22 protein-coding genes, 2 tRNA genes and 1 pseudogene are annotated in these 22,507 nt (G+C 63.3%); 6 read left to right on the forward strand and 19 right to left on the reverse strand.

Annotation, left to right across the window (positions count from 1 at the left end):
• Positions 1–50 precede the first annotated feature (50 nt).
• From B5X69_RS18100 to mutL, 4 genes are all read right to left on the reverse strand, one after another.
• Complete coding sequence (locus tag B5X69_RS18100; protein ID WP_079639970.1) at positions 51–260, reverse strand: hypothetical protein; 210 nt, start codon at positions 258–260, stop codon at positions 51–53.
• A 111-nt stretch (positions 261–371) separates the two neighbouring features.
• Positions 372–448 (reverse strand) — tRNA-Pro (locus B5X69_RS18105).
• 106 nt (positions 449–554) lie between these two features.
• Positions 555–932, reverse strand: a complete 378-nt coding sequence (locus tag B5X69_RS18110; protein WP_425441530.1) for a glycine zipper 2TM domain-containing protein — start codon at positions 930–932, stop codon at positions 555–557.
• 142 nt (positions 933–1,074) lie between these two features.
• Complete coding sequence (gene mutL, locus B5X69_RS18115) at positions 1,075–2,892, reverse strand: DNA mismatch repair endonuclease MutL (RefSeq protein WP_079639971.1); 1,818 nt, start codon at positions 2,890–2,892, stop codon at positions 1,075–1,077.
• 194 nt (positions 2,893–3,086) lie between these two features.
• Between mutL and B5X69_RS18120 the strand changes: the two genes are divergently transcribed.
• Genes B5X69_RS18120 through rodA form a run of 5 tightly spaced genes read left to right on the forward strand, consistent with a single transcriptional unit; the run spans position 3,087 to position 8,576 of the window.
• Positions 3,087–4,133, forward strand: a complete 1,047-nt coding sequence (locus B5X69_RS18120; RefSeq protein ID WP_053554503.1) for a rod shape-determining protein — start codon at positions 3,087–3,089, stop codon at positions 4,131–4,133.
• 11 nt (positions 4,134–4,144) lie between these two features.
• Complete coding sequence (mreC, locus tag B5X69_RS18125) at positions 4,145–5,032, forward strand: rod shape-determining protein MreC (RefSeq protein ID WP_079639972.1); 888 nt, start codon at positions 4,145–4,147, stop codon at positions 5,030–5,032.
• Positions 5,029–5,550 carry a rod shape-determining protein MreD gene (locus B5X69_RS18130; RefSeq protein WP_079639973.1) on the forward strand — a complete coding sequence of 174 codons (522 nt, stop codon included), beginning with the start codon at positions 5,029–5,031 and terminating at the stop codon, positions 5,548–5,550. The genes mreC and B5X69_RS18130 overlap by 4 nt, the downstream gene beginning before the upstream one ends.
• An 18-nt stretch (positions 5,551–5,568) precedes the next feature.
• Entirely contained in the window at positions 5,569–7,473 is a 1,905-nt protein-coding gene (gene mrdA / locus B5X69_RS18135) for a penicillin-binding protein 2 (RefSeq protein ID WP_079639974.1), read from the forward strand.
• Positions 7,470–8,576, forward strand: coding sequence for a rod shape-determining protein RodA (gene rodA, locus B5X69_RS18140; protein ID WP_079639975.1), 1,107 nt, complete (start codon positions 7,470–7,472; stop codon positions 8,574–8,576). The genes mrdA and rodA overlap by 4 nt, the downstream gene beginning before the upstream one ends.
• Before the next feature lie 49 nt (positions 8,577–8,625).
• On the opposite strand, the gene hemN is transcribed toward rodA, so the two are convergent.
• The 13 genes from hemN to B5X69_RS18205 all read right to left on the reverse strand — a co-directional run bounded on the left by hemN (position 8,626) and on the right by B5X69_RS18205 (position 20,915).
• A complete protein-coding gene (gene hemN / locus B5X69_RS18145; protein WP_079639976.1) occupies positions 8,626–9,930 on the reverse strand; it encodes an oxygen-independent coproporphyrinogen III oxidase in 1,305 nt (434 codons plus the stop codon).
• A gap of 59 nt (positions 9,931–9,989) precedes the next feature.
• Positions 9,990–10,217 carry a hypothetical protein gene (locus tag B5X69_RS18150; protein WP_079639977.1) on the reverse strand — a complete coding sequence of 76 codons (228 nt, stop codon included), beginning with the start codon at positions 10,215–10,217 and terminating at the stop codon, positions 9,990–9,992.
• Positions 10,214–10,366 carry a cbb3-type cytochrome oxidase assembly protein CcoS gene (ccoS, locus tag B5X69_RS18155; protein ID WP_079639978.1) on the reverse strand — a complete coding sequence of 51 codons (153 nt, stop codon included), beginning with the start codon at positions 10,364–10,366 and terminating at the stop codon, positions 10,214–10,216. Before ccoS ends, B5X69_RS18150 begins: the two co-directional genes overlap by 4 nt.
• Entirely contained in the window at positions 10,363–12,483 is a 2,121-nt protein-coding gene (locus tag B5X69_RS18160) for a heavy metal translocating P-type ATPase (protein WP_079639979.1), read from the reverse strand. Before B5X69_RS18160 ends, ccoS begins: the two co-directional genes overlap by 4 nt.
• Complete coding sequence (locus B5X69_RS18165) at positions 12,480–12,950, reverse strand: FixH family protein (RefSeq protein ID WP_079639980.1); 471 nt, start codon at positions 12,948–12,950, stop codon at positions 12,480–12,482. The genes B5X69_RS18160 and B5X69_RS18165 overlap by 4 nt, the downstream gene beginning before the upstream one ends.
• On the reverse strand, positions 12,947–14,404 hold the full coding sequence (gene ccoG / locus B5X69_RS18170; protein ID WP_079639981.1) for a cytochrome c oxidase accessory protein CcoG: 1,458 nt from the start codon (positions 14,402–14,404) through the stop codon (positions 12,947–12,949). Before ccoG ends, B5X69_RS18165 begins: the two co-directional genes overlap by 4 nt.
• Positions 14,391–15,326, reverse strand: a complete 936-nt coding sequence (gene ccoP / locus B5X69_RS18175) for a cytochrome-c oxidase, cbb3-type subunit III (protein WP_079639982.1) — start codon at positions 15,324–15,326, stop codon at positions 14,391–14,393. Before ccoP ends, ccoG begins: the two co-directional genes overlap by 14 nt.
• Positions 15,313–15,477, reverse strand: coding sequence for a cbb3-type cytochrome c oxidase subunit 3 (locus tag B5X69_RS18180; RefSeq protein ID WP_053554515.1), 165 nt, complete (start codon positions 15,475–15,477; stop codon positions 15,313–15,315). The genes ccoP and B5X69_RS18180 overlap by 14 nt, the downstream gene beginning before the upstream one ends.
• Positions 15,474–16,250 (reverse strand): cytochrome-c oxidase, cbb3-type subunit II, encoded by a 777-nt coding sequence (ccoO, locus tag B5X69_RS18185; RefSeq protein WP_079639983.1) that lies wholly within the window; start codon positions 16,248–16,250, stop codon positions 15,474–15,476. Before ccoO ends, B5X69_RS18180 begins: the two co-directional genes overlap by 4 nt.
• 13 nt (positions 16,251–16,263) lie before the next feature.
• On the reverse strand, positions 16,264–17,922 hold the full coding sequence (gene ccoN, locus B5X69_RS18190; protein ID WP_079639988.1) for a cytochrome-c oxidase, cbb3-type subunit I: 1,659 nt from the start codon (positions 17,920–17,922) through the stop codon (positions 16,264–16,266).
• A gap of 217 nt (positions 17,923–18,139) precedes the next feature.
• The gene (locus tag B5X69_RS18195; protein ID WP_176141673.1) at positions 18,140–18,829 is read right to left on the reverse strand and encodes a Crp/Fnr family transcriptional regulator; all 690 of its coding nucleotides are present in this window, start codon (positions 18,827–18,829) and stop codon (positions 18,140–18,142) included.
• Positions 18,830–18,891: 62 nt separating this feature from the next.
• Positions 18,892–20,097, reverse strand: a complete 1,206-nt coding sequence (locus B5X69_RS18200) for an NnrS family protein (protein ID WP_245798796.1) — start codon at positions 20,095–20,097, stop codon at positions 18,892–18,894.
• 5 nt (positions 20,098–20,102) lie between these two features.
• Positions 20,103–20,915 carry a cbb3-type cytochrome c oxidase subunit I gene (locus B5X69_RS18205; RefSeq protein WP_079639989.1) on the reverse strand — a complete coding sequence of 271 codons (813 nt, stop codon included), beginning with the start codon at positions 20,913–20,915 and terminating at the stop codon, positions 20,103–20,105.
• 741 nt (positions 20,916–21,656) lie between these two features.
• Here B5X69_RS18205 and B5X69_RS18210 point away from each other — a divergent pair.
• A tRNA-Lys gene (locus B5X69_RS18210) sits at positions 21,657–21,732 on the forward strand.
• Positions 21,733–21,839: 107 nt separating this feature from the next.
• Here the strand turns inward: B5X69_RS18210 and B5X69_RS18215 are convergent.
• Together B5X69_RS18215 and B5X69_RS21135 are read right to left on the reverse strand one after the other, a co-directional pair.
• A complete protein-coding gene (locus tag B5X69_RS18215; protein WP_079639986.1) occupies positions 21,840–22,274 on the reverse strand; it encodes a hypothetical protein in 435 nt (144 codons plus the stop codon).
• A 68-nt stretch (positions 22,275–22,342) separates the two neighbouring features.
• A pseudogene (locus B5X69_RS21135) lies at positions 22,343–22,507 on the reverse strand (IS630 family transposase); the annotation flags it as partial.

A 22,507-nucleotide genomic window follows, 5' to 3' on the forward strand; every position in this document is an offset into this window, starting at 1 on the left:
CCTCGGCAATATCTGCGACCTCTATTCATCCGAAGAATGTTGGAATTACCTCAAAGCCGCCGGCTATGCGTCCGATTAAACGCACGATGCTCTAGCAGCTCATGGTCGGCATTGCCGGCCGTTCGTCCTGCCTCGGCGATCTCGGCGGCCATTGTTTGCGGCGTCAGGGCCAAGGCGGGCCTCTCGGCGAGTTTGACAAGCGTTTCGAGCATTCGGCCCTGACGCTCGATCAACCTGGCAAGGTCGGGCGCATCGCCCATCACGCGCCTTCCTGCATTGGGGGGGGCGGGAGACGAATCGACCGCGCGAGGCGGCCGTGCGTAAACCGGCCGTAAGCCGCCTAATCGCGGCCTCTCAGGAATGGCGGAAAATGGTCGGGGAGACAGGATTCGAACCTGCGACATCCTGCTCCCAAAGCAGGCGCGCTACCGGGCTGCGCTACTCCCCGAGCCGCTGCAGCCATTAGATTTCACACCCGCCGAGAGCAAGCAGAAAGCACATGAGGCCAAAACGGATAAACGCAGGGCGAGCCTGCCCGCCCTGCGTTTTCCGATTTACCGGCAGCGTCCGCCGCGGTCGATCTCACGGCCCAGAAGCGCACCTGCCGCCGCCCCGACAATCGTGCCCGGCGTCCGGTCACCATAACGGTCGACTTCGCGGCCCAGAAGAGCCCCAGCGGCGCCGCCAACGATCATCCCGGTCGTGCCGTTCGACCGGCGACACCTATAATGGTTACGCGACTGATAATAGCGGCGCCCGTCGCGATAATGTTTGCGCCGATAATCGTGGCGGCCGTCCCATCGATCATGATCACGGTCGTGATAGGAATGGCGGTGGTGCCGATCGCGCGCCTCCGCATCGGCGGGCAGCGCAGCCACCGCGCTGATGCCGATGAGCGCAGTCAGCGCCAATTTCTTCATCGAAAACATCATACAGACCTTCCATCCTGCCCCCTTCGTCCAAATTAGGGAGCGCAAGATGGCGCTCAGGTGAACGCACGGACCTGCCCATGCTATTCACCGGTGCTGAAGGGCAGTTCATCGCGCGCGCACAGACTAAGTCGAGCGCGTGTCGCTACTTCCTTCCAAACAGCCGCTCGACATCGTCCATTGCCAGTTTCACCCAGGTTGGCCGGCCATGGTTGCACTGCCCTGAATGCGGTGTGACTTCCATCTGGCGAAGGAGCGCGTTCATCTCGGCAACGCTCAGCGTCCGCCCCGCGCGAACCGAGCCATGGCACGCCATGGTGGCTGCCACAAGTTCGAGCCGCGCGCCAAGGCCGAGCGCGGCATCGTAACCCGCAAGATCATCCGCGATGTCGGTGACGAGCTTGTGGCAATCGATGGGGCCGAGCATCGCGGGCGTCGCGCGGACCATCACCGCGGCGGGACCGAAGCGCTCCAGTTCGACGCCGAGCGCTGTGAGCTGCACCGCCGCAGCTTCGAGCCGGTCGCAGGCGGGTTCGTCAAGCTCGACGATCTCGGGAAGCAATAGGCCCTGAGAGGGCACAGCCTGTCCTGCCATGCCGCGCCGGAGTGTCTCGAGCACCAATCGTTCGTGCGCGGCATGCTGGTCTACGATGACGAGACCATCCTCAGCCTCGGCGACGATATAGGTCCTTGCAATCTGTCCGCGCGCGATGCCGAGCGGATGCGCGTCCGCCTGAGGCGGCGGCGCTTCGGCAATCTCGGCGCGGCCCTGAAGCGGCGCCGGCGCGAATGGGGTCATTCGGTCATAGACACGCGCTGTCGTCGCTTCCGGCAAGGGGACGGTCTCGGCACCGAAGAGCCGCGCGGCAGGCGCCTCCTGGACGGCGGGACTGAACAGGAAACCCGTCGAGGCCTGCGCTGCGACAGGCTCCTGCCGCCAGGCAGCAAGCACAGCCTCTGCGGGGCGCTGGACGCTGCGAAAGCCATGCTCGTCGAGCGCCCGGCGCAATCCGCCCACGATCATTCCGCGAATGAGCTGCGGGTCGCGAAAGCGCACTTCCGTTTTCGCCGGGTGGACATTCACGTCGACCTCGCTCGTTGGAACATCCAAGAAGAGCGCCACGACGGGATGCCGGTCGCGCGCGAGAAGGTCGGCGTAGGCGCCGCGCAGCGCCCCCACGAGCAGCCGGTCCTTCACCGGGCGCCCGTTGACGAACAGATATTGATGGTCGGCAACGCCGCGATTGTAGGTGGGCAGGCTGATCACGCCGCCCAGATGTACCTCGCCTCGATCGAGATCGACCCCGATACTGTTCGCCGCAAGCTCGCGGCTGGTCAGCGCAGCAACGCGGGCCAGCCGGTCCTGCCCGCCTTGCAGATCGAGGATGCGCCGTCCTTCATGCTCGAGCGTGAGGCCTATGTCGGGACGCGCCATCGCGAGCCGCCGGACCACGTCGAGACAGGAGGCGTATTCGCTGCGAGCGCTGCGCAGAAATTTGCGGCGAGCCGGAACCCGCGCGAACAGATCCTCGACAACAACGCGCGTGCCCTTGGCGAGCGGTGCCGGTCCCTCGCCTGCGAGCGCTCCATTGTCGACGATACGCCGCCAGCCGTCGGCACCCGCCACCCGGCTTTCGAGTGTCAAACGCGCAACGCTGGCAATCGAGGGCAGCGCCTCGCCGCGAAATCCGAGCGTTGTGACCGCTTCGATCGCTTCGTCAGGCATTTTGGACGTGGCATGTCGCTCAAGCGCCAGCGCCATGTCGGGCGGCGACATCCCGCAGCCATCATCTTCCACTTCAATGCGCGCGATTCCGCCTTCGGCGATTCGCGCCGAAATCCGACTCGCCCCTGCATCAATCGCATTTTCCACTAGTTCCTTGAGCGCAGCAGCAGGTCTTTCGACCACTTCGCCCGCTGCGATCCGATTTACGAGCTTTTCCGGCAGGCGGCGTATTGACATGAAGCCTCTCCTAGCGCAGTCGAACGCAAATCGCGACCCACCCGCACAGCCTGATCATTTTGTCCAGCCAACCCCTCGCGGACGAGCCGGAAACTTCCTCCTGATTGGTCCTGTCGCCGCCGGGCACGCGGATGCACATCACGACAGGGGGCGTGTCCGTCGGGGCGCGGCTTCGTTGACAGGAAGCAGTATCGATGTCCTTCTTTTCCCGCTGGTTCAAATTCAATTCGCAAGACATGGCAATCGACCTCGGCACCGCGAACACGGTGGTCTATGTTCGCGGCAAGGGGATCGTGCTCAACGAGCCCTCTGTCGTCGCAGTTGAAACGCTGAACGGCATCAAGCGGGTGAAGGCCGTAGGCGACGATGCAAAGCTGATGATGGGCAAGACGCCCGACAGCATCGAGGCGATCCGCCCGCTGCGCGACGGCGTCATCGCCGACATTGACGTCGCCGAGCAGATGATCAAACATTTCATCACCAAGGTCCACGGCGGCAAACCCAACGCTTTCCGCAGTCCTGAAATCGTAATCTGCGTGCCTTCCGGCTCGACCAGCGTCGAGCGGCGCGCGATCCGCGACGCCGCATCGAATGCCGGCGCGAGCGAGGTGTGGCTGATCGAAGAGCCGATGGCGGCGGCGATCGGCGCCGACATGCCGGTGACCGAACCGATTGGCTCGATGGTGGTCGATATCGGCGGCGGCACCACCGAAGTCGCAGTACTCTCGCTGCGCGGCCTCGCCTACACAACCTCGGTCCGCGCCGGCGGCGACAAGATGGACGAAGCCATCGTCTCCTACGTCCGCCGCCACCACAATCTTCTGATCGGCGAAGCGACCGCGGAGCGGATCAAGAAAGATTTCGGCATCGCGCGCATTCCGTCGGACGGCGTCGGCCTTACAATCCACATCAAGGGCCGCGACCTCGTCAACGGCGTACCCAAGGAAATCTCGATCAACCAGGCTCAGATTGCCGAGGCGCTGTCGGAACCGATCGGAACCATTGTCGAGGGCGTGCGCATCGCGCTCGAGAATACCGCGCCTGAACTCGCCGCCGACATCGTCGACCAGGGCATAGTGCTGACGGGGGGCGGCGCGCTGATCCGGGAACTCGACGAGCTTCTTCGGGACGCGACCGGCCTCCCCGTCACCGTTGCCGAAGACCCGCTGACCTGCGTTGCGATCGGCACGGGCCGCGCAATGGAAGACCCCGCCTTCCGCGGCGTGCTCCAGCAAGCCTGATACGGTAGGCCATGGTCCGCCCGGCACATCGGCGTCCGGGGCAATCCCGAAAGGCCCAGTACAGCCTGTTCGTCGCCTATGTCATTGCCGTGACAGGGGCGGTCGCCGGCTTGCTGCTGGCAGTACTTTCGGTGGTCGATCCCGTGGGTTTCGCCCAGCTGCGCATAGCAAGCCAGGAACTCGCGGCGCCGGTCGCGCGCGTCACCCGCTCGGTGACGGGCTCGATTTCGGGCATCGACGATAATGTCTCGGCCTATGTGAAAGCGGGAACGCAGAACCGACGCCTCCGCCAGGAGCTCGCGGACACGCGGCGGAAGCTCGTCGCGACCAGTTCGCTTCAGGAAGAGAATCGTCAACTCAAAGCGCTGCTGCGACTCCAACAGATCGACAAGGCGGCGCTCGCCCATGGCTATCTCCTCACGTCGACCTCGACGAGCAGCAAGCGCATCGCGCTGCTCAGTATCGGCCGCAAGGTGGGCGTCGCTGCAGGTCAGCCAGTCCGTGGCGCCGACGGACTGATCGGCCGCGTGCTGAGCGCGGGTCCCTCGGTCTCGCAGGTGCTCCTCTTGACCGACGTCGAAAATATCGTCCCCGTCCGCCGCGCGCGCGACGGCCTGCCGGCGCTATCGTCGGGGCGCGGCAACGGCTATCTCGATGTGCGAACGCTCAATATCGCGAACAATCCGTTCAAGCCGGGCGATATCCTGGTCACCTCGGGCACCGGCGGCCTCTATCCGCCCAACATCCCTGTTGCGATTGTCGTCCGCCGCCAGGACGACGGCGCGCTCGCCCGTCCGCTCGCCGATCCGGCCAAGGTCGACGCGGTGTCGGTTCTGCGTCCTTACACCCCTGACAATATCGAGGCGGCTCCTGCCCCGGCCGCGGTGCCAGCTCCATGAGCCGCACCGGCCCGCGCCTCGGCGAGCCTGCGTCGCTCTGGCGCATGCGGATCGTGCCAATCGCAACCGTCATGGTCGCATCGGCGCTCCCCCTGATGCTACCGCTCGTTGCAAGTTCGCCCGTCCTGCCGCCCTTCGGACTGCTGTTCTTTCTCTGCTGGCAGCTCTTGCGGACCGAGATGTGGCCCGTCTGGATAGGCCTTCCCCTCGGGCTTTGGAACGATCTGTTCAGCGGCGCGCCAATCGGCACCGCCATAGGACTCTGGACGATTGCCAGCATTACGATTCATTATCTCTCGCAGCGGATCTACTGGCGCGGTTTCTTCCACGATTGGGCGATCGCTGCCATCCTCATCGCCGCGGTTCAGGCCCTTTCCGCGCTGATCGTTCATCCCCATGCTGATAGCGGGCGCATACTCGGACTCGTCCTGCCCCAGATCGTCATCTCGATGCTGCTCGTTCCGCTGTTTCTTCGCCTGACCGGCAAGTTTGACAATTTCCGCCTGAAACGCCGATAAACCGAATTCTGGCCCCTCATGAAGCGCAGACAGCCGCCCATTACCGAAGCCTGGCGAGGCCTTACATTTACGCGCCGCGCACTTGTCATTGGCGGCGCGCAGGCGGCTGTCGGTGTCGCGCTCGCGGCGAGGATGGCCTATATTTCTGTCGTCGACAATGATCGCTATGTTCTTGAATCAGAAAGCAATCGCGTCAATCTGACGCTTGTCCCGCCGCGCCGCGGCTGGATTGTGGACCGGCACGGAAAGGCGCTTGCGAATAATCGTGTGTCGCTGCGCATCGACATCATTCCCGATCGTCTGCACGACAAGGATGCGGTGCTTGCACGGCTGCGGACCTTGCTGCGGCTCGACGGCGACACGATGGAGAGGATCGAACGCGACCTCAAGGCCGCCTCGGGATTTCAGCCCGTCGCGGTGAAGGAGGATGTGAGCGAGGCGGATTATGCCTCCGTCCTCGTCCGCCTCCCCGATCTACCGGGCATCGCGCCGGCGCGAGGCTTCGCACGCAACTATCCAACCGGCGCGGCCGTCGGCCATCTGATCGGATATGTCGGCGCGCCGAACGCCGAGGAATATGAGAAAGCCAAGGACCCGCTCTACATCACTCCAGGCTTCAAGATCGGCAAGGACGGACTTGAGAAATATTTCGAGCCGATGCTGAAGGGCAAGCCCGGAGCCCGGCGGGTCGAGGTCACGGCGCGCGGGAAGATCGTTCGCGATCTCAATACCAAGCCCGATGTGCAGGGCAAAACGGTGCACCTCACGATCGATGCGGACCTGCAGGAATATGCCGCACGCCGGATGGGCCGCGAATCGGGCGCGGCGATCGTGATTGACTGCCTGAGCGGCGATATTCTCGCGTTCATCGCGATGCCAAGTTTCGATCCGAACAGCTTTTCCGATGGGATCAGCAATTCAGAATATGCCTGGCTGCGCGCTAATGATCATCAGCCATTGATCAACAAGGCGACCCGCGGCCTCTACCCGCCGGGATCAACGCTGAAGCCTATGGCTGCGCTCGCGGCAATGCAGCATGGCGTAGATCCGGGTGAAAGGCACACCTGTATCGGCGGCTACCGGCTGGGCAGCCGCTTCTTTCGCTGCCTTGGCACCCACGGCACGATCGACATGCAAACCGCGATAGAAAAAAGCTGCAACAGCTATTTCTACTGGCTCGGCCACCGCCTCGGCTATGACGCGATCGCGCCTGCAGCGAGGCTATTGGGGCTCGGTGAAGAATATAAGCTTGCCGGCAGTAACCAGCGCTATGGGACGATACCCGACAGCGCGTGGAAGCTGCGCAAATATGGCCGCGAATGGTCAGCCTCCGACTCGCTCAACGCCATCATCGGCCAGGGTTATGTTCTGGCAAATCCGCTCCAGCTGGCGGTCATGACCGCGCGCATCGCCTCGGGGCAAACCCTTTATCCGCGCCTGATCAATCGTCACTTCGAGCATCACGCCCTCCCTTTCACCGCAGAGCAGCTTGAAGTCGCGCGGCGAGGAATGTGGCGGGTCGTCAATGGCGCCGGCACCGCCGGGCGCAGCCGTCTGCCGTTCGACGACATCCAGATGGCGGGAAAGACGGGCACGGCGCAGGTGCGTGGCCTCTCGGGCGGAAGTGGCAAGGGCGGAGACTGGAAATATCGCGACCACGGCCTCTTCATCGGTTTTGCCCCTTATGACAATCCGCGCTACGCCATGTCGGTGGTCATCGAACATGGCATGGGCGGCTCGCGGGCGGCGGCCCCGGTCGCGAAGGATATTTTCACCTTCCTCTTCGATCGCGACAAGGCGATGAAAGCGCTCGAAGAATTCGAGGGGGGCTGGGGCGGCACGATCAAGGAGCGAATGGACCGCGATTACGCCGCCTGGAAAGCAGGTGCCGCGAGCGACCCAGAACCGGGAGTGCCGCGATGATTCCCGTTCCGCCCGCCGTCCAGCGCATCCCCTGGAAGCTGATTGCCCTCCTCAGCGCGATCACGGGTTTTGGCCTGCTCGTCCTCTATTCCGCTGCGGGAGGCAGCCTGTCGCCCTGGGCATGGCAGCAGGGCGTGCGGTTTGTCATCTTTCTCATCGGCGCTTTGATCCTTGGACGCCTCCCACTGCGTCTTTATGAGGATTTCGCCTACATTGGTTATATCGGCGTCGCGATCCTCCTTGTCGCCGTTGAGCTTCTGGGATTTGTCGGGGGCGGGAGCCAGCGATGGCTCAACCTCGGCTTTCTCAACCTTCAGCCGTCCGAGCTGATGAAGGTTGCGATCGTCCTCGCGCTCGCGCATTTCTATACCCAGCTGCCGCCCGGCAACACGCGCACCCTCACCGCGCTTTGGCCCGCGCTCGTAATGATCGGGATTCCGGCCGCGCTGGTGATGCTGCAACCTGATCTTGGCACGGCCCTCGCCATCTGCGCAAGCGGTGTCGTCGTCATGTTCCTTGCCGGCCTGCCCTTGTGGTGGTTCGGCAGCGCCGCGCTCGCGGGCGCGGCGTCGCTCCCCATTCTCTTTTCCTTCCTCCACGACTATCAGCAAAAGCGCGTCCTCATCTTCCTCGATCCGGAAAGCGATCCATTGGGCGCCGGCTATCATATCAGCCAATCGAAGATTGCGATCGGATCAGGCGGCATCGGCGGCAAGGGCTTTCTCAATGGATCGCAAAGCCATCTCGACTATCTTCCCGAGGGGCATACCGATTTCATCTTTGCGACCATGGCCGAGGAATGGGGGCTCATCGGAGGCGTCGCGCTGCTCTTCGCCTTCTTCCTCCTGCTGCGATGGTCGACCCGCGTCGCGCTCCATGCACGGACGCGCTTCGGTCAGCTCACGGCCGCCGGTCTCACCATGACGATCTTCTTCTACCTCGCGATCAACCTCATGATGGTCATGGGTCTTGCACCGGTGGTCGGTATCCCGCTACCGCTCTTTTCCTACGGCGGGTCGTCAATGCTCACGATCATGACCTGTGTCGGCATCATCCTTGCGGTCGAAAGCGACAGCAAGACCCGCAGCCGGCGCCTTTACTGAGCAGGGATTTACCGCCCGGACCTGCCGGGAGCGGTTCTCAACCGGAATTTCAGACTGCCGCGATCTCACCCCGGATGCGATCGAACTGCGCAGCAACATGCCTTGCATAAGGTAGGCCGCAATCGCGGATCACGAGCGTGTCGCCTTCCCATGCGATGATCCCGCGCTGCTCGAAATCGGACAGGGCGCTTTGTGCCGGGGCGATGGCGGCCGCGTCCAGCCGGGCGCGCCCTTTGCACAAGAGATCGCGGATATGCTCCGCGCGCCGCTGTTCCGAGGCATCGACCCGAACGCCTTTCGTTGCCGCGAGCCTTTCGGCGCCGATCAGGTCGCGATAAGGGCCCGAATTCTTTTCGTTCTGGACGATCAGGTCGGGGAATTTGCCGATCGCGCTCGCGCCAAAACCGAGCAGGACCGGCGCATCATCCTCGGTGAATCCCTGAAAATTCCGGTTCACGCGTCCCTCGCCCGCTGCCACCGCGAGCGGATCGCCGGGCCGCGCAAAATGATCGAAACCGATGGGGATATAGCCAGCGGCGGTGAGACGTTGATAACCCAGCCGCGACTGTTCAAAGCGCAGCTCAGGACCGGGCAAGCGGCTGGCGTCGATGCGCCGCTGGCGCGCGATCATCTGGGGAAGATGCGCATAGCCGAAGAAGGCGATGCGGCTGGGCGCAAGTGCCAGCGCTTCGTCGATCGTCGCGTCGACATCGGCGAGCTCCTGTCCCGGAAGCCCGTACATCAGATCGAAATTTATCGCCTCAATGCCCCGCAGGCGAAGCGCGGCAACGACGCGCTCGATGTGCGAGAGCGGCTGAATCCGCCCGATCGCCTGCTGGACGTGCGGCGCAAAGGTCTGAACGCCGAGACTGACGCGCGTGACCTGTGCCGCCGCGAGGACCAACGCCCATTCGGGCGAGAAGCCGCGCGGATCAAGCTCTATCGAGATGTCGGGACTGTAGGCGTCGAAGACAGTGAGGAGGAGGTCGAGCAGGCGGACGAGTTCCACCGGCGCGATCGCGTTCGGGCTGCCGCCACCAAAGGCTATGCGGCGGATGCGCCCGCGCCCTCCCAGCCGCTTCGCGACGAGCGAGATTTCAGCCCTCAGCGCGGTCAGATAATCATCGAGCCGCTGCTTGCGGCTGGCCGCCCCCGTGTTGCAGCCACAATACCAGCAGATGCTCTCGCAAAAGGGAATATGAACATAAAGGGAAACAGGGGTCGCCGGCTCGACCGCGGCAAGCGCGCGCGCATAATCCTCGGCGCCGACGTCTTCGGTGAACTCCATCGCGGTGGGGTAGCTGGTATAGCGCGGCACCGGCTTTGCGAGCAGATCGGGGTGATAGGACCACATGGACGCACGTTATGCGAGCGGGCTCCGTGCGACATTGACCGGGATCAACGGAGTAAAATTCAGCAACAATCCTTGACGCGCGAACCCTTGCCGCGGCGCTCGCTGAACGCGTGACAGGCCTTCGCGCAGTCCCGGCGTTGCTTGGGATCCCCCGGATCTCCAGGCACGATCATCCGGTGCAACGGACCACCGCACGCCGGGAGGGTCAAAACCAAAGCTTCGGCTGCGACCGGAGGCTGCATCAGTGCCGCTGCACCCAGCATCAAGGCAAGGCGGCGCACGATCATGGCGCATCCTCCTCATCCTCAACGAAGATGCGCAGCGCCGCGCCATCAAGATCGTCAAACTGCCCCCCGCGCAACGACCAGAAAAAAGCCGCAAGGCCGATGAGACCAAGTCCAAGGGCAACCGGGATCAGGACGAGAAGGCCGTTCATCGCGCTGCTCCCTTCAGCCGCAGCGCATTGCCGACGACGATCAGCGAAGATCCCGACATGGCGATGGCCGCAACCAGCGGGGTTACATAGCCAAGGAAGGCAAGCGGTACCGCGATGATATTATAGCCGATTGCGAGCGCGAAATTCTGCCGGACAATCGCCTTGGTCCGCCGCGCGACGCGGACAGCCTTGAGAGCGGGCATCAGCCGGTCGCCAAGGAAAATGCAGTCCGCGGCATTCTTGCCGGCATCGCTTGCCGAACCCGGCGCGATCGAGGCGTGACCCGCGGCGAGCGCGGGGCCGTCATTGAGGCCGTCGCCGATCATGAGCACCTTGTGTCCCGCCGCTGTCTGCCGCGCGATCGCGGTGAGCTTCTCCTGGGGGCTCATCCCCGTTTGTGCGGTGAGGCCCAGCGCACGCGCCACCGGCGCGACCGCGGCCGCGCGGTCGCCCGACAGGATGCTGGGTTCGACGCCCGCCTCACGCAAGCCGGCGATCGCCTCGAGGGCATCAGGGCGAAGGGCATCGGCGAAGCGGATGGTGATCACCGGCACGTCGTCGACCGCAAGCTCGGTTGCAAGGTCGCTCCCGCCGAGCGGCTGTGCGGGCCGTGCCAGCGTCACCTTTCGCCCCTCCCACAGAGCTTCAACGCCGAAGCCGGGCGTTTCCTTGACCGCCTCGACCGGCGTCGGCGTCATCTCCGACGCGGCGAGATCGCGGGTCAGGGCCTCGCTGAGCGGATGGCGGCTCGCACGCGCCAGGGCGAGGAGCAACGCGCGAGCCCTCGGATCGGCTTCATCGAGATTGGCGGCGACGGGGCGTCCCAGCGTCAAGGTTCCCGTCTTGTCAATCATCGCGCGATCAACCTCGGCCAGCCGCTCGAGCGCCGAGCCGTCCTTCACGAGCACCCCGATGCGCATTAGCGTGCCGGCAGCGACGATCTGCGCCGCGGGCACCGCGAGGCCGAGCGCACAGGGGCATGTAATGATGAGCACCGCAACCGCGATCAAGAGGCTGTGATGCCAGCCTGCGCCCGCGATCATCCAAGCGGCGAAGGCGAGCAAGGCGAGCGTATGGACCGCGGGCGCATAATAGCGAGCCGCGCGGTCGGCAATACGGACGTAGCGAGACTTGCCCTGCGCCGCCTCGCCCATCAGCCGGGCGATATCGGCGATCGCCGTATCGCCGCCAGTCGCGCTCACGCGTACCCGGATCGGCGCCTCGATATTGAGCGTTCCTGCGTGAACCGAATCGCCGGGTCCGACCGCCTGCGGCGCGCTTTCGCCTGTCAGAAGCGATAGATCGAGCTGGCTGGTCCCGCTGATCATGATGCCATCGGCGGGCAACCGTTCGCCCGCTGCAATCAGCATCACCATTCCGCTCTCAAGCGCGGTCGCGTCCACCCAGCGGCTCGTCTCATCCTTCTCGACGACCATCGCACCGGTGCCCATGTTGCGAAGCAGGGCCGTGACGCCGCCACGCGCGCGGTCGCGCATGACGCTGTCGAGCCAGCGCCCGCACAGCAGGAAAAACAGCAGCATCACCACGCCATCGAAATAGGCATGCGGGCCGTGGGTCGCGGTTTCATAGAGGCTGAGCGCGGTTGCGATCAGCACCCCGATACTGATCGGCACATCCATGTTCGTGTGTCCGCGGCGCACCGCGCGCCAGGCCGAGCGGAAGAAGCTCTTTCCAGCGTAGGCCACCGTCGGCAAGGCTATCGCGGCAGAAAGCCAGTGGAAAAGGTCACGCGTCGCGCCGCTCGCGCCGGACCAGACCGACACCGACAAGAGCATGATGTTCATCATCGCGAAGCCCGACACCGCAACCGCCCGCAGCAAGGCGCGGCTGTCAGACGCTCCGCCATCGACGTCCGCCGGGCCGTCCCCGATCGGATGCGCCTCAAACCCGAGCAGCGAGAAAGCACCAATGAGCTCGGGCGTATCCGCATCGGGAGTGCAGGAGATATGCACACGCTTTTCGGTAAAATTGACCCGCGCCGCCGCGATCCGCCGATCGCGCACAAGACCCTGCTCAAGCTTCGCGATGCAGCCCGCGCAGCGGATGTCAGGCACCGCAAAATCGCGCTCGATCAGCAGCGTGGCGAATTTGGTCATTTGAGGTCGACCCGGTATCGCGCTTCGTCAGCGCCGCGGTGCACCGCGATGTCGATCTGCCAGCGGCCGGCGGGCAACGGCTCGAGCGAGCGCAGCGAGCCATCGGCCTGGGTTGCAAAGTCCATCGTTCGGGCAGGCGCCTGGCCGAGCGGATGGCGAAGCGTCGCTGTGACGCTTATCCCTTGAAGCGGCGCGGCCTTCTCGAGGATCGTGAGCCTGACGTGGCGGCTTTTATCGACCGCAACGCTCTTCTCCCAGCCAAGCCGATCCTGCGCCTCTGCACGCGCCAGCCATTCGTTATATCGCTGGCTCGCGACATAGCTGTTGTCGACGACAGTGCCGCCGAACGTCGACAGCGCAAAGCTCGCCATGACCATGTTGACGCCAATCACGATGCCGAAGAATGCGGCAAGGATGAGCGCGGCATGACGCCCGGTGAAGGGCTTTCGCTCAGGCGTTCCTTTCATGATTGGCCTCCCGGACGGTCGAACTGGATGGTCTCGCTGTCGCCCCGCGGATCCTCGTCGAGCGCGCGCACTGCAATGGTGAAATCCTGACGCTTTGGACCTGCGCCCGGCGCGACGACGAACAACCGGGCGCTTGTCACACTATCGGCTGCAAGGGGCATGTGGAGGCTCTGCCGCGCCGTCTCGCGCGAGCCGCCGTCAATCCACAGCCGCGCCCCCGGCAAACCGGAGACGCTGATTTCCACCGTGCGCGGCCGAAGCTCCATATTGCGCAGCTTCAGCGTGTAATTGTTGCGGATCGCACCGTCGGAGAGCTGAACATAGAGCGGACTGCGCCCGTGCTGGACGGCAAGATCGAGCCGGGTGCGCTGGCCGAGGGTAAAGAGCATGGCGAGCCCGATCGCACCCCAGAGACCGAAATAGATGAGGGTGCGCGGACGGAAAAGCGTCTTGCGGATCGGGGGCGCCGTTCCGCCCGCTTTTTCGGTCGCGGCGTCGTCAAGCGTGCAATAGTCGATGAGCCCGCGCGGCCTGCCCACCTGGGCCATCACGCTGTCGCACGCGTCGATGCACAGCGCACAGGTGATGCAGCCGATCTGCGGCCCCTCGCGAATGTCGATGCCTGTCGGGCAAACCGCAACGCACTGGTTGCAATCGATGCAGTCGCCGAAGGCGTCCGGGTTTTTCTCGGCCTTCTTGACGCTTCCGCGCGGCTCGCCCCGCCAGTCCTTGTAGGTAACGAGCAAGGATTTTTCGTCCATCATCGCGGTCTGGATGCGCGGCCAGGGACACATGTATATGCAGACTTGCTCACGCAGGAAGCCGCCGAGGATAAAGGTTGTCGCGGTCAGCACGGCCACGGTCACATAGGCCACCGGCGCAGCTTCCCCCGACCAGAAGTCGCGCGTCAAGGTCGGAGCGTCGGCGAAATACATGATCCACGCGCCGCCGGTCCAGAAAGCAACCGTCAGGTAGATCGCATATTTGACCGTCCGCTTGGCGATCTTCTCGGCCGTCCAGGGACCGTTGGCGAGACGGATCTGCGCATTGCGGTCGCCGTCGATCAGCCGGTCGACGTGCTGGAAGAGGTCGGTCCACACCGTCTGCGGACAGGCATAACCGCACCAGGCGCGTCCGACCGCGCTGGTGACGAGAAACAGGCCGACCCCCGCCATGATGAGAAGGCCAGCGACATAATAGAATTCATGCGGCCAGATTTCGATCTGGAACATGTAGAAGCGCCGGTTGGCGAGATCGACGAGCACCGCCTGGTCGGGCGCGTGCGGGCCGCGGTCCCAGCGAATCCACGGCGTTCCGTAATAGATCGCCAGCGTGACCGCCATGATCGCCCATTTGAAGCGCCGGAAAGGGCCGTCCACCTTCTTGGGGTAGACGCCCTTGCGTGCGGCATAGAGCGACAGGGGCTCGCCGGTGAGGTCGTCAGGGCTGGCCATCGGCTCCCTGTCCTTCCGCGGCCGCAGCCGGGTTTGGCGCGGGCGCTTTTTCGCCGCCGCCCAGCGAATAGACATAGGCGGCGAGCATCTTGATCGTAACCGGATCGAGCCGACTGTTCCAGCGCGGCATTACGCCGTTGCGCGGCTGGTTCACGGTCGCGGTGATACTGGCGCGATCCCCCCCATAAAGCCAGATCGCGTCGGTCAGCTTCGGAGCCCCGAAATCGCGCCCGCCCTCGCCGCTTGCGCCGTGACAGACAGCGCAGTTCGCCTCGAAGACAGCAGCGCCGCGCACCGAGGAGGCGCTTTCTTTCTCCTGGCCGCTGATGACGCGGACACGGCTTACGACATCGGCGATCTGCCCTGCATCAAGGATGCCGTCACGCCCGAAGGCGGGCATCAGGCTGGTACGCGTTGCCTCATGGTCGGGATTCCGGATCCCGTGAGTGATCGTATATTCGATGGTCGCAAGATCGCCGCCCCACAGCCAGTCATCATCGGTCAGGCTCGGGTAAAGATTCTGGACCCCTGCGCCCCCGGCGCCGTGGCACTGAATACAATGAACCCGGAAAGCGGCCGCTCCGCCCTGTACCGCGGCTTGCATCAGTTCGGGCTTCGCGGGAAGGTCCGCGATCTGAGTGGCTGCTATCGCGTTCACGACCGGGGCGCGGCGCTGCGCGTCGGCCCGCATCTCCGCCTCAAGCTGCCCGCGGCTCGTCCACCCGAGCACACCCTCGGTCGCGCCGTGGACCATCGGCCAGGCCGGATAGAGGATAACATATGCGATGCCCCAGACGATCGTCGCATAAAGCGACCAGAGCCACCAGCGCGGCATCGGCGTATCGAGTTCCTCGATGCCGTCCCATTCGTGACCGGACGTGCTCGTCCCCGTCACTTCGTCGATGCGCTTATGATCGGCCATTGTCGTCTTCCTTGAAGATCATGTTTGCAGCTTCGTCATGGTGACGGCGGGCGCCCTTTCGAAACGGCCATGCGATGAACAGGAGGAACATGGCCACCATCACGATGAGCCCCCAGCTGTCGGCAAAATGCCGGACTTCATCGTAAGTCATCGCGCCGCTCCCGAAGCCGCGGCGGGTGCATGCGCCTGCTCCTGCGGGGCCGCCTTTTCAACGTCCACGAGAGTCCCGAGCATCTGGAGATAGGCAATCAGTGCGTCCATCTCCGTAACCCGGGCGGGATCGCCGTCAAAGTCGCGCACCTGCGCCTTGGGATAGCGTTTGACGAGGTCCCCCGCCCCCGCATTGGGGTCGGCCTGCGCCCGCAGATCCTCGTTCGCCCGCGCAATGTCCGTTTTCGTGTAGGGAACACCGACCCGGTAGAGTGCGGTGAGGTCACGCGCCATGTCACCAGCATCGAGATCACGTTCCGCGAGAAAGGCATAAGGGGGCATGATCGATTCGGGCACGACGCTGCGCGGGTCGATGAGATGCGCCTTGTGCCATTCGTCTGAATAGCGGCCGCCGACGCGCGCCAGGTCAGGACCCGTGCGCTTCGACCCCCATTGGAACGGGTGGTCGTACATGCTTTCCGCGGCCAGGCTATAGTGGCCGTAACGTTCGACCTCATCACGAAATGGACGGATCATCTGGCTGTGACAGGTGTAACAGCCCTCGCGGATATAGATGTTGCGACCGGCGAGTTCGAGCGGCGTGTAGGGCCGCATCCCCTCGACCTTCTCGATCGTGTTGTCGATCCAGAACAGGGGCGCGATCTCGACGATGCCACCGATCGCAACGGCGATCAGAGAAAAGAAGCCGAGCAGGCTCACATTGCGTTCAAGCTTCTTGTGGCTGAAGCGCTTTTCGGCGGTTTCGCTCGCCATTGGCCTTGGCTCCTTATTCGGCGGGAACGGGCGCCAGCGGACGATCCGCGGCGGCGTTGTAGGGGGTTTCGGTCATCGGCTTTTCTTCACGGACCTTGCCCGCGAGCGTTGCCCAGACATTGAAGACGAGGAGCAGGAAGCCGGCGAGATACATCGCCCCGCCCGCAGCGCGAATCAGATACATGGGGTGCATTGCCGCGACGCTTTCAGCAAAGCTGTAAACGAGGTATCCGTCCGCGCCATATTCGCGCCACATCAGGCCCTGCATGATGCCCGCCACCCACATCGATGCGGCGTAAAATACGATCCCGAGCGTCGCGAGCCAGAAGTGCCAATTGACCATGCGCAGCGAATAAAGGCGCGGCCGTCCCCAAAGGCGCGGCACCAGATAATAGACCGCGGCAAAGGTGATCATGCCGTTCCAGCCGAGCGCGCCGGCGTGAACGTGCGCGATCGTCCATTCGGTATAGTGGCTGAGGCTGTTGAACGCCTTGACCGAGAGCATCGGGCCCTCAAATGTCGCCATGCCGTAAAAGGCGAGCGCTACGACCATCATGCGGATGATCGGGTCGGTGCGGATCTTGTCCCACGCGCCATTGAGCGTCATCAGACCGTTGATCATACCGCCCCAGCTCGGCATCCACAGCACAACCGAGAAGACCATCCCCAGCGTCTGCGCCCAATCGGGCAGCGCGGTATAGTGGAGGTGGTGCGGCCCCGCCCAGATATAGAGGAAGATCAGCGACCAGAAGTGGATGATCGACAGGCGATAGCTGTAGATCGGCCGCTCGGCCTGCTTCGGCACAAAATAATACATCATCGCGAGGAAGGGTACGGTCAGGAAGAAGGCGACCGCATTATGCCCGTACCACCACTGCGTCAGCGCATCCTGCACCCCCGCGAAGGCTGAATAGCTCTTTGATCCGAAAATCGTGGCCGGCACGGCAAGATTGTTGACGATGTGGAGCATCGCGATCGTCACGATGAAGCTCAGGTAGAACCAGTTCGCCACATAGATATGCGGCTCGCGGCGCTTCACGATCGTGCCGACGAAAACCACGAAATAGACCACCCACACAATCGTCAGCCAAAGGTCGACATACCATTCGGGTTCGGCATATTCGCGCGCCGCCGTGACACCCATGACATAACCGGTCGCAGCAAGCACGAGGAAGAGCTGATAGCCCCAGAAAACGAAGCGAGCGGCCGCGGGAAAAGCGAGCCGGGCGCGGCAGGTGCGCTGGACGACGTAGAAGCTCGTTGCGATCAACGCGTTGCCGCCAAACGCAAAGATGACAGCCGATGTGTGGAGCGGACGAAGCCGGCCGAAACTCGTATATTCGAGCCCCAGGTTGAGCGCGGGGAATGCGAGTTGCAGCGCGATATAGAGTCCAACCGCCAACCCGGCGACACCCCAGAAGACGGTCGCAAGGACGCCCCAGCGGACCGGATCGTCATCGTAAACGCCCTCGTCGGGCGGCATTTTGAGCAGCCCCCGCGCCATTGCCCCGTAATCGGCGCGCGAGACAAGGCTCCACAGCAGGATCAGACAAGTGATCGCGACAATGACCATGTGCACCGCAAAGGGCGTGTCGACGGCCAGCGCCGCAAACACGAGCGCCAGAAGGGCAAGCGCCAGCCAGCCCCCCGCCTTGAAAACCAGTTCGTCTATCATTGCGAATCCCCGTTCAGCGGCTCCATAGGCCGCGCGCATCCAAGGCCCATGACCGCCTGTGCGGCCCGGAACATTGACCTGAATCAACAAAAAATGTTGCAGTGCGTCAATGGGACGAATTGTCCAAGCCCGGGGAGAGATGCGCCCAACCTACGGGCGCAGTCAATTTGTATCCCACGCCTGTTCGGCATGGGAGCGCTGCGCGCCGAGCCGCTCAGCCCGCGAGCGCCTCCATCGCCGCCCGGTCGTTGATCACAATCTCGCGCCGCGACGGCAAGTCCAGCAGACCTTCGGCGCGCATCCTGGTGAGTTGACGGCTCGTCGTCTCGATCGTCAGGCCCAATATGTCGGCGATCTGCTGGCGGCCGAAGGGTAGCTCGAACCCGCTGCGCGCGCCCGAGTTGCACCCTTGCCCCGATAAGCGCTCGGACATTTCGAGGAGAAAGGATGCCACTTTCTCTTCCGCGGATTTGCGGCCGAGGAGCATCATCCAGTGGCGCGCCCGGTCGAGCTCGTCGAGGGTGCGGCGCAGCAGTTTGTGCTGCAGGTCGGGATGCGCGCTTGCAAAATCGTCAAAGCTCTTGCGATTGAAGATGCAAACCTCGGCATCGGTCATAGCGGTGACGCTGTAGGGGCTTTCCTTCCCGAAGGGCCGCCCGATGAAGTCGGAGGGAAAGACGACGCCCACAATCTGCTCACGCCCGTCTGCACTCGCAACGACGAGCTTCAATACGCCTTCAAGAACATTAGCAACGACCAGTGCGTCGTCGCCCTCCCATAAGAGGGTATGACCCGCTTTTACGCGCTGGCGGCGTCCCAGCCTGCCGAGCAACGCCAGTTCTTCGGCATCAAGGCTTGCGCAGATCGCCCGGTTCCGGACGACGCAGGTTGCACAATCGGTCACGGGTTCGCCATAGCCCGTCGCGGCGCCGGTGGAAAGAGATGATGGATTGAAGGAAGTTTCGGTCATTTAAGGCATTCATTGGGTGCTGGGCGCATCGCCATTGGTACATAGACGAGCAGGAACAGCAGGAAGGCGGCCGCCCACAAGCACCCTGCAGCGCCGATGATCCACATATAATCGAACGGCAACAGCGGCGCGGCCACGCGCAGCAGCGCGCCCGAATGGACCAGCATATAGATGAAGACGGTGGCGCGATCGGCTTCGAGGGGACGTCCGGTGTGGCCGCGCGTCGCGCGCGTCATCACCGCGAGCGTCATCGCCCCCATCGCGCCCGCGCCCAGCGCATGCACCGCGCTCGATATGGGCAATATCGGATACAGCATCGCGCAACCGAGAAGAATCAGGCCAGCCGGGAGCCAGGCGTAAGAGAGGTGAAGGACGAAGACGAGCGAATCACTAAGCGCCTTGAGCCCCGCCCAGCGTGCCAGTCGAACGACCTGAAGAATGCCTCCCACGATCAGCAGACCTGCAGCAATAGAATGGAAGGGGGCGGCCACCCAGGCCGCGAGTGCAATCGCGGTCACGCCGATCACCGCCATGTCGAACCGGTTTGGCAGGACCGGTAGCCGCTCGCTGTCTCCCTGCCGCACCAGCCAGTTGCGCGTGAAGGCAGGCGTAATGCGCCCGCCGACGAGCGCGATCAAGAGCAGGATCAGGGCAAAGCCCAGACGCATGCCGAGCGCCGGATCCGCGAGCGCGCCCATCATCGCGGCATGATCGAGCGCGCAGGCGGCCGTAACGAGGAGGAGAATGATCAGGATCGGCTTGTTATGGTTGCCCGACGCGAAGATTTCGCGCGCAGCATAAGCGAGGAGAATCAGGAGATAGGCGGTGTCTAGCGTCGCCCCGACCAGCGGCGGTACCGTCGCCGAGAAAAGAATAGCCAGCCGCGCTGCCAGCCATAGCCCGGCGACCGCAGCCACCCGCCAGCCTGTCACCGTCGGCCGCGCGGTCCAATTGGGCATAGCAGCGCTGACGAAGCCGCCGATGATCGCGCCGAGATAGCCGAACAGCATCTCGTGTTGGTGCCAGGCCAGCGGATCCATCGCGATCGGCAGCCTCCAGCCCCCGCCCAGAGCGCCGACCCACAGGATCACGACGATGACAGCCCACAGCGCGCCGCATCCAAACAGCACGCGATAGCCGCCGCGCAGCCATAAGGGCGATGCTGCGGCGGCGTCCTTTGTCTTGGCGTCCATCGTCACCATGCTTATCACCGCGCTTCCTTGCGCCACAGGCCGAGGATCACCACCTGCCACGCGACCGCGATCGCGCCGAGGATGAACACCACATCGCCGAAGGTGCGGAACCAGCGCAGCGATTCGAGGAAGCCCTGCTGGAGGAATTTATCGCTGCGCGCATACCGCATGCCGGTCGTCACGCTCGCCTCGAACTGAAACAGTCCCACTGGCAGCAGGCTGGTAAAGATCATCAGCGCCAGCCCGGCGTTGAGCCGCCAGAAGCCCGCCCGCATCAGCCGCGCGTTGAAGCTGATCTCGGGCCGGATATAGCGCAGCACCAATAGCGTGAAGCCGAGGGCCAGGAAGCCATAGACCCCGAACAACGCCGCATGCGCATGGACCGCGGCGGTGTTGAGCCCCTGGAGATAGAAGAGCGCAACCGGCGTGTTGATCATGAAGCCGAAGACGCCGGCGCCCAGCATATGGGTCAGCGCCGCCTTCTGTTCGACGCCGAAATCGTCAAACGCCGTGCCATAAGTCGCCGCGGCCGCGAGGGCCAGCCAGGCCGTCAATTCGCGGTATAGCCATTCAGCCGACCAGTCGGGCGCCTGATAGGCGCCATGCCCCCAGATCGAGCCGAGCTGCACCCCGCCGGTGCTTTGCCACGCGGCTTGCCCGGCCATGATGTCGTCCCTGGTCATCAGCACTTCGCCCGAAGCGGTGACAGTCTGCGCGGGGATCGGCGGCGCCTTGCGATACACCTCGCCCCCCGAAACACCGAGGATAGCAAAAGTGACGGTCAGGATTGCGATCAGCGTCCACCAGAGGTTGCGATATTCGCCCATCAGCCCCATATTTTGAAGTACTCGTCAGCCTGCTATACGACGCGGCGCATATTCAGCGCTTTCGGGTCCGCACACGGCGAACGATGGCGCGAACCCATCGACCGAGCGCTTTCACTTTGCCGCCGTTGCGGACATAGCGCGCGCGACGCACGTCCAGTGGTCCGGATCCGATAACCTCGCCGCACTCGGGACAGAACATCGTTGTCCTCCATTGAGCACGAGTCACTCCCGGCCCTTGTCCCGACCATAGCAGGATCGGAAGCCATGAAATTTGCGCTGGATCAAACTTCTCGCCTTCCGCTCACAGCCATGTCTAAGAGTTCGTCATGACGGGTCCACCTGCTCAGCTTCGACGGGGGATGACGTAAAAGAGCCCGAATCCCATTTGGAAGTACGCCCACGCCTTCCTCAGCGCAGCCGGCGGCTGCTGACGAAACCGACAGCGCAAAGTCCAGCACTCCGAAAGCCTGCCAACCGTTGACAGCGGACATCCCGCTCGTCCTCATGCCGTGAAAAGAGCCGCTCTTTCTTATCTCGCCCGCCACGGCGCCACGGCGCCGCTACAAGCTGCTCACGCCTCCTTCGCACCACACTCTCGCGCCTCGTCTGAGAATTGCAGGTCGATGAGCGAAAAATATCGGCGAAAGCCATTGCCATGAGCGAATTGCCGTGATAGCGGGCCGCTCGCTTCGCAGCAAAGAGATCTCCCCCTCGCTGCCGGGCACGCCTGAAAACGGCAGTGGACGCATAGCTCAGTTGGTAGAGCAGCTGACTCTTAATCAGCGGGTCCTAGGTTCGAGCCCTAGTGCGTCCACCATTTTCTGATAGAAAATACAACTATTTACGTGGCACGAGCTACGTTCCCGCAGCGCTTCCGCGCACCTATGTAAGAACAGTGTAAGGGCTGTGGTCTCAACGTCAGCGCTATTTACCAGCGGCGCCAATTAGCGCCGCGTCGAATGATGCGCGAAGCTCTGACGAATAGTCGTGAGTGTCGATGGCCGGGTTGTTGTTCTGACAAAGGTAAGAAACCTGGAAGCCGAGTGAGGTGCCAACATACACCCGCTCACCGCTTATCATGAACATCTGATAGCCGGTCAGGCCGCCGTAACCGTTCCGTGCATTCACTTCCCCGCATACGGTCACTTGCATTCCCGGCTTGGCGTTGACGCGCTTGTAGAGAAAAACGTTTCTGAACGATGCTGATGATGGGTCGCGCATGGTCTGCGCCAGGTATTGACCCGCCCTCTGAATGCTCGCTTCGGCTTGAGCTCGCTCTTCAGGTGTAATGCCTGCTGACTGCGCAGGAGCCTCCACCGGCACCAACAATGCCATCAAACCCAGTATCACCAGCTTCACTACCGGTTCTCCTTACCGCTCATTTCCGAAATTCTCTAACACAAGACACACAATAAGGACTATATTCCCTAGTCACCTGAATCTGAAGTTCGGCTCATTGTTTTTTGGCAGAAGCGTTTGACGGAGGCGAGGATCTCATCTGCGGATTTGACCCACTTGTAGGGTTTGGGGTTTTCATTGTGCGCCTTGATGAAGGCCGCGATGTCGGCTTCGAGTTCGGCCGTGGATCGATG

Origin of the sequence: Sphingopyxis flava (assembly GCF_900168005.1) — a bacterium.
Classification (GTDB): domain Bacteria; phylum Pseudomonadota; class Alphaproteobacteria; order Sphingomonadales; family Sphingomonadaceae; genus Sphingopyxis; species Sphingopyxis flava.

Excerpts from the sequence above, each read along its gene's own strand:
- B5X69_RS18180 (WP_053554515.1), bottom strand. The coding sequence starts at position 15,477 with ATGACTTACGATGAAGTCCGGCATTTTGCCGACAGCTGGGGGCTCATC.
- ccoG (WP_079639981.1), bottom strand. The coding sequence starts at position 14,404 with ATGGCCAGCCCTGACGACCTCACCGGCGAGCCCCTGTCGCTCTATGCC.
- B5X69_RS18130 (WP_079639973.1), top strand. The coding sequence starts at position 5,029 with ATGAGCCGCACCGGCCCGCGCCTCGGCGAGCCTGCGTCGCTCTGGCGC.
- B5X69_RS18100 (WP_079639970.1), bottom strand. The coding sequence starts at position 260 with ATGGGCGATGCGCCCGACCTTGCCAGGTTGATCGAGCGTCAGGGCCGA.
- B5X69_RS18205 (WP_079639989.1), bottom strand. The coding sequence starts at position 20,915 with ATGGGCGAATATCGCAACCTCTGGTGGACGCTGATCGCAATCCTGACC.
- ccoS (WP_079639978.1), bottom strand. The coding sequence starts at position 10,366 with ATGAACGGCCTTCTCGTCCTGATCCCGGTTGCCCTTGGACTTGGTCTC.
- ccoP (WP_079639982.1), bottom strand. The coding sequence starts at position 15,326 with ATGGCCGATCATAAGCGCATCGACGAAGTGACGGGGACGAGCACGTCC.
- B5X69_RS18120 (WP_053554503.1), top strand. The coding sequence starts at position 3,087 with ATGTCCTTCTTTTCCCGCTGGTTCAAATTCAATTCGCAAGACATGGCA.
- ccoO (WP_079639983.1), bottom strand. The coding sequence starts at position 16,250 with ATGGCGAGCGAAACCGCCGAAAAGCGCTTCAGCCACAAGAAGCTTGAA.
- B5X69_RS18150 (WP_079639977.1), bottom strand. The coding sequence starts at position 10,217 with ATGATCGTGCGCCGCCTTGCCTTGATGCTGGGTGCAGCGGCACTGATG.
- mreC (WP_079639972.1), top strand. The coding sequence starts at position 4,145 with ATGGTCCGCCCGGCACATCGGCGTCCGGGGCAATCCCGAAAGGCCCAG.
- mrdA (WP_079639974.1), top strand. The coding sequence starts at position 5,569 with ATGAAGCGCAGACAGCCGCCCATTACCGAAGCCTGGCGAGGCCTTACA.
- mutL (WP_079639971.1), bottom strand. The coding sequence starts at position 2,892 with ATGTCAATACGCCGCCTGCCGGAAAAGCTCGTAAATCGGATCGCAGCG.
- B5X69_RS18160 (WP_079639979.1), bottom strand. The coding sequence starts at position 12,483 with ATGACCAAATTCGCCACGCTGCTGATCGAGCGCGATTTTGCGGTGCCT.
- rodA (WP_079639975.1), top strand. The coding sequence starts at position 7,470 with ATGATTCCCGTTCCGCCCGCCGTCCAGCGCATCCCCTGGAAGCTGATT.
- B5X69_RS18110 (WP_425441530.1), bottom strand. The coding sequence starts at position 932 with ATGATGTTTTCGATGAAGAAATTGGCGCTGACTGCGCTCATCGGCATC.
- B5X69_RS18200 (WP_245798796.1), bottom strand. The coding sequence starts at position 20,097 with ATGGTGACGATGGACGCCAAGACAAAGGACGCCGCCGCAGCATCGCCC.
- B5X69_RS18165 (WP_079639980.1), bottom strand. The coding sequence starts at position 12,950 with ATGAAAGGAACGCCTGAGCGAAAGCCCTTCACCGGGCGTCATGCCGCG.
- hemN (WP_079639976.1), bottom strand. The coding sequence starts at position 9,930 with ATGTGGTCCTATCACCCCGATCTGCTCGCAAAGCCGGTGCCGCGCTAT.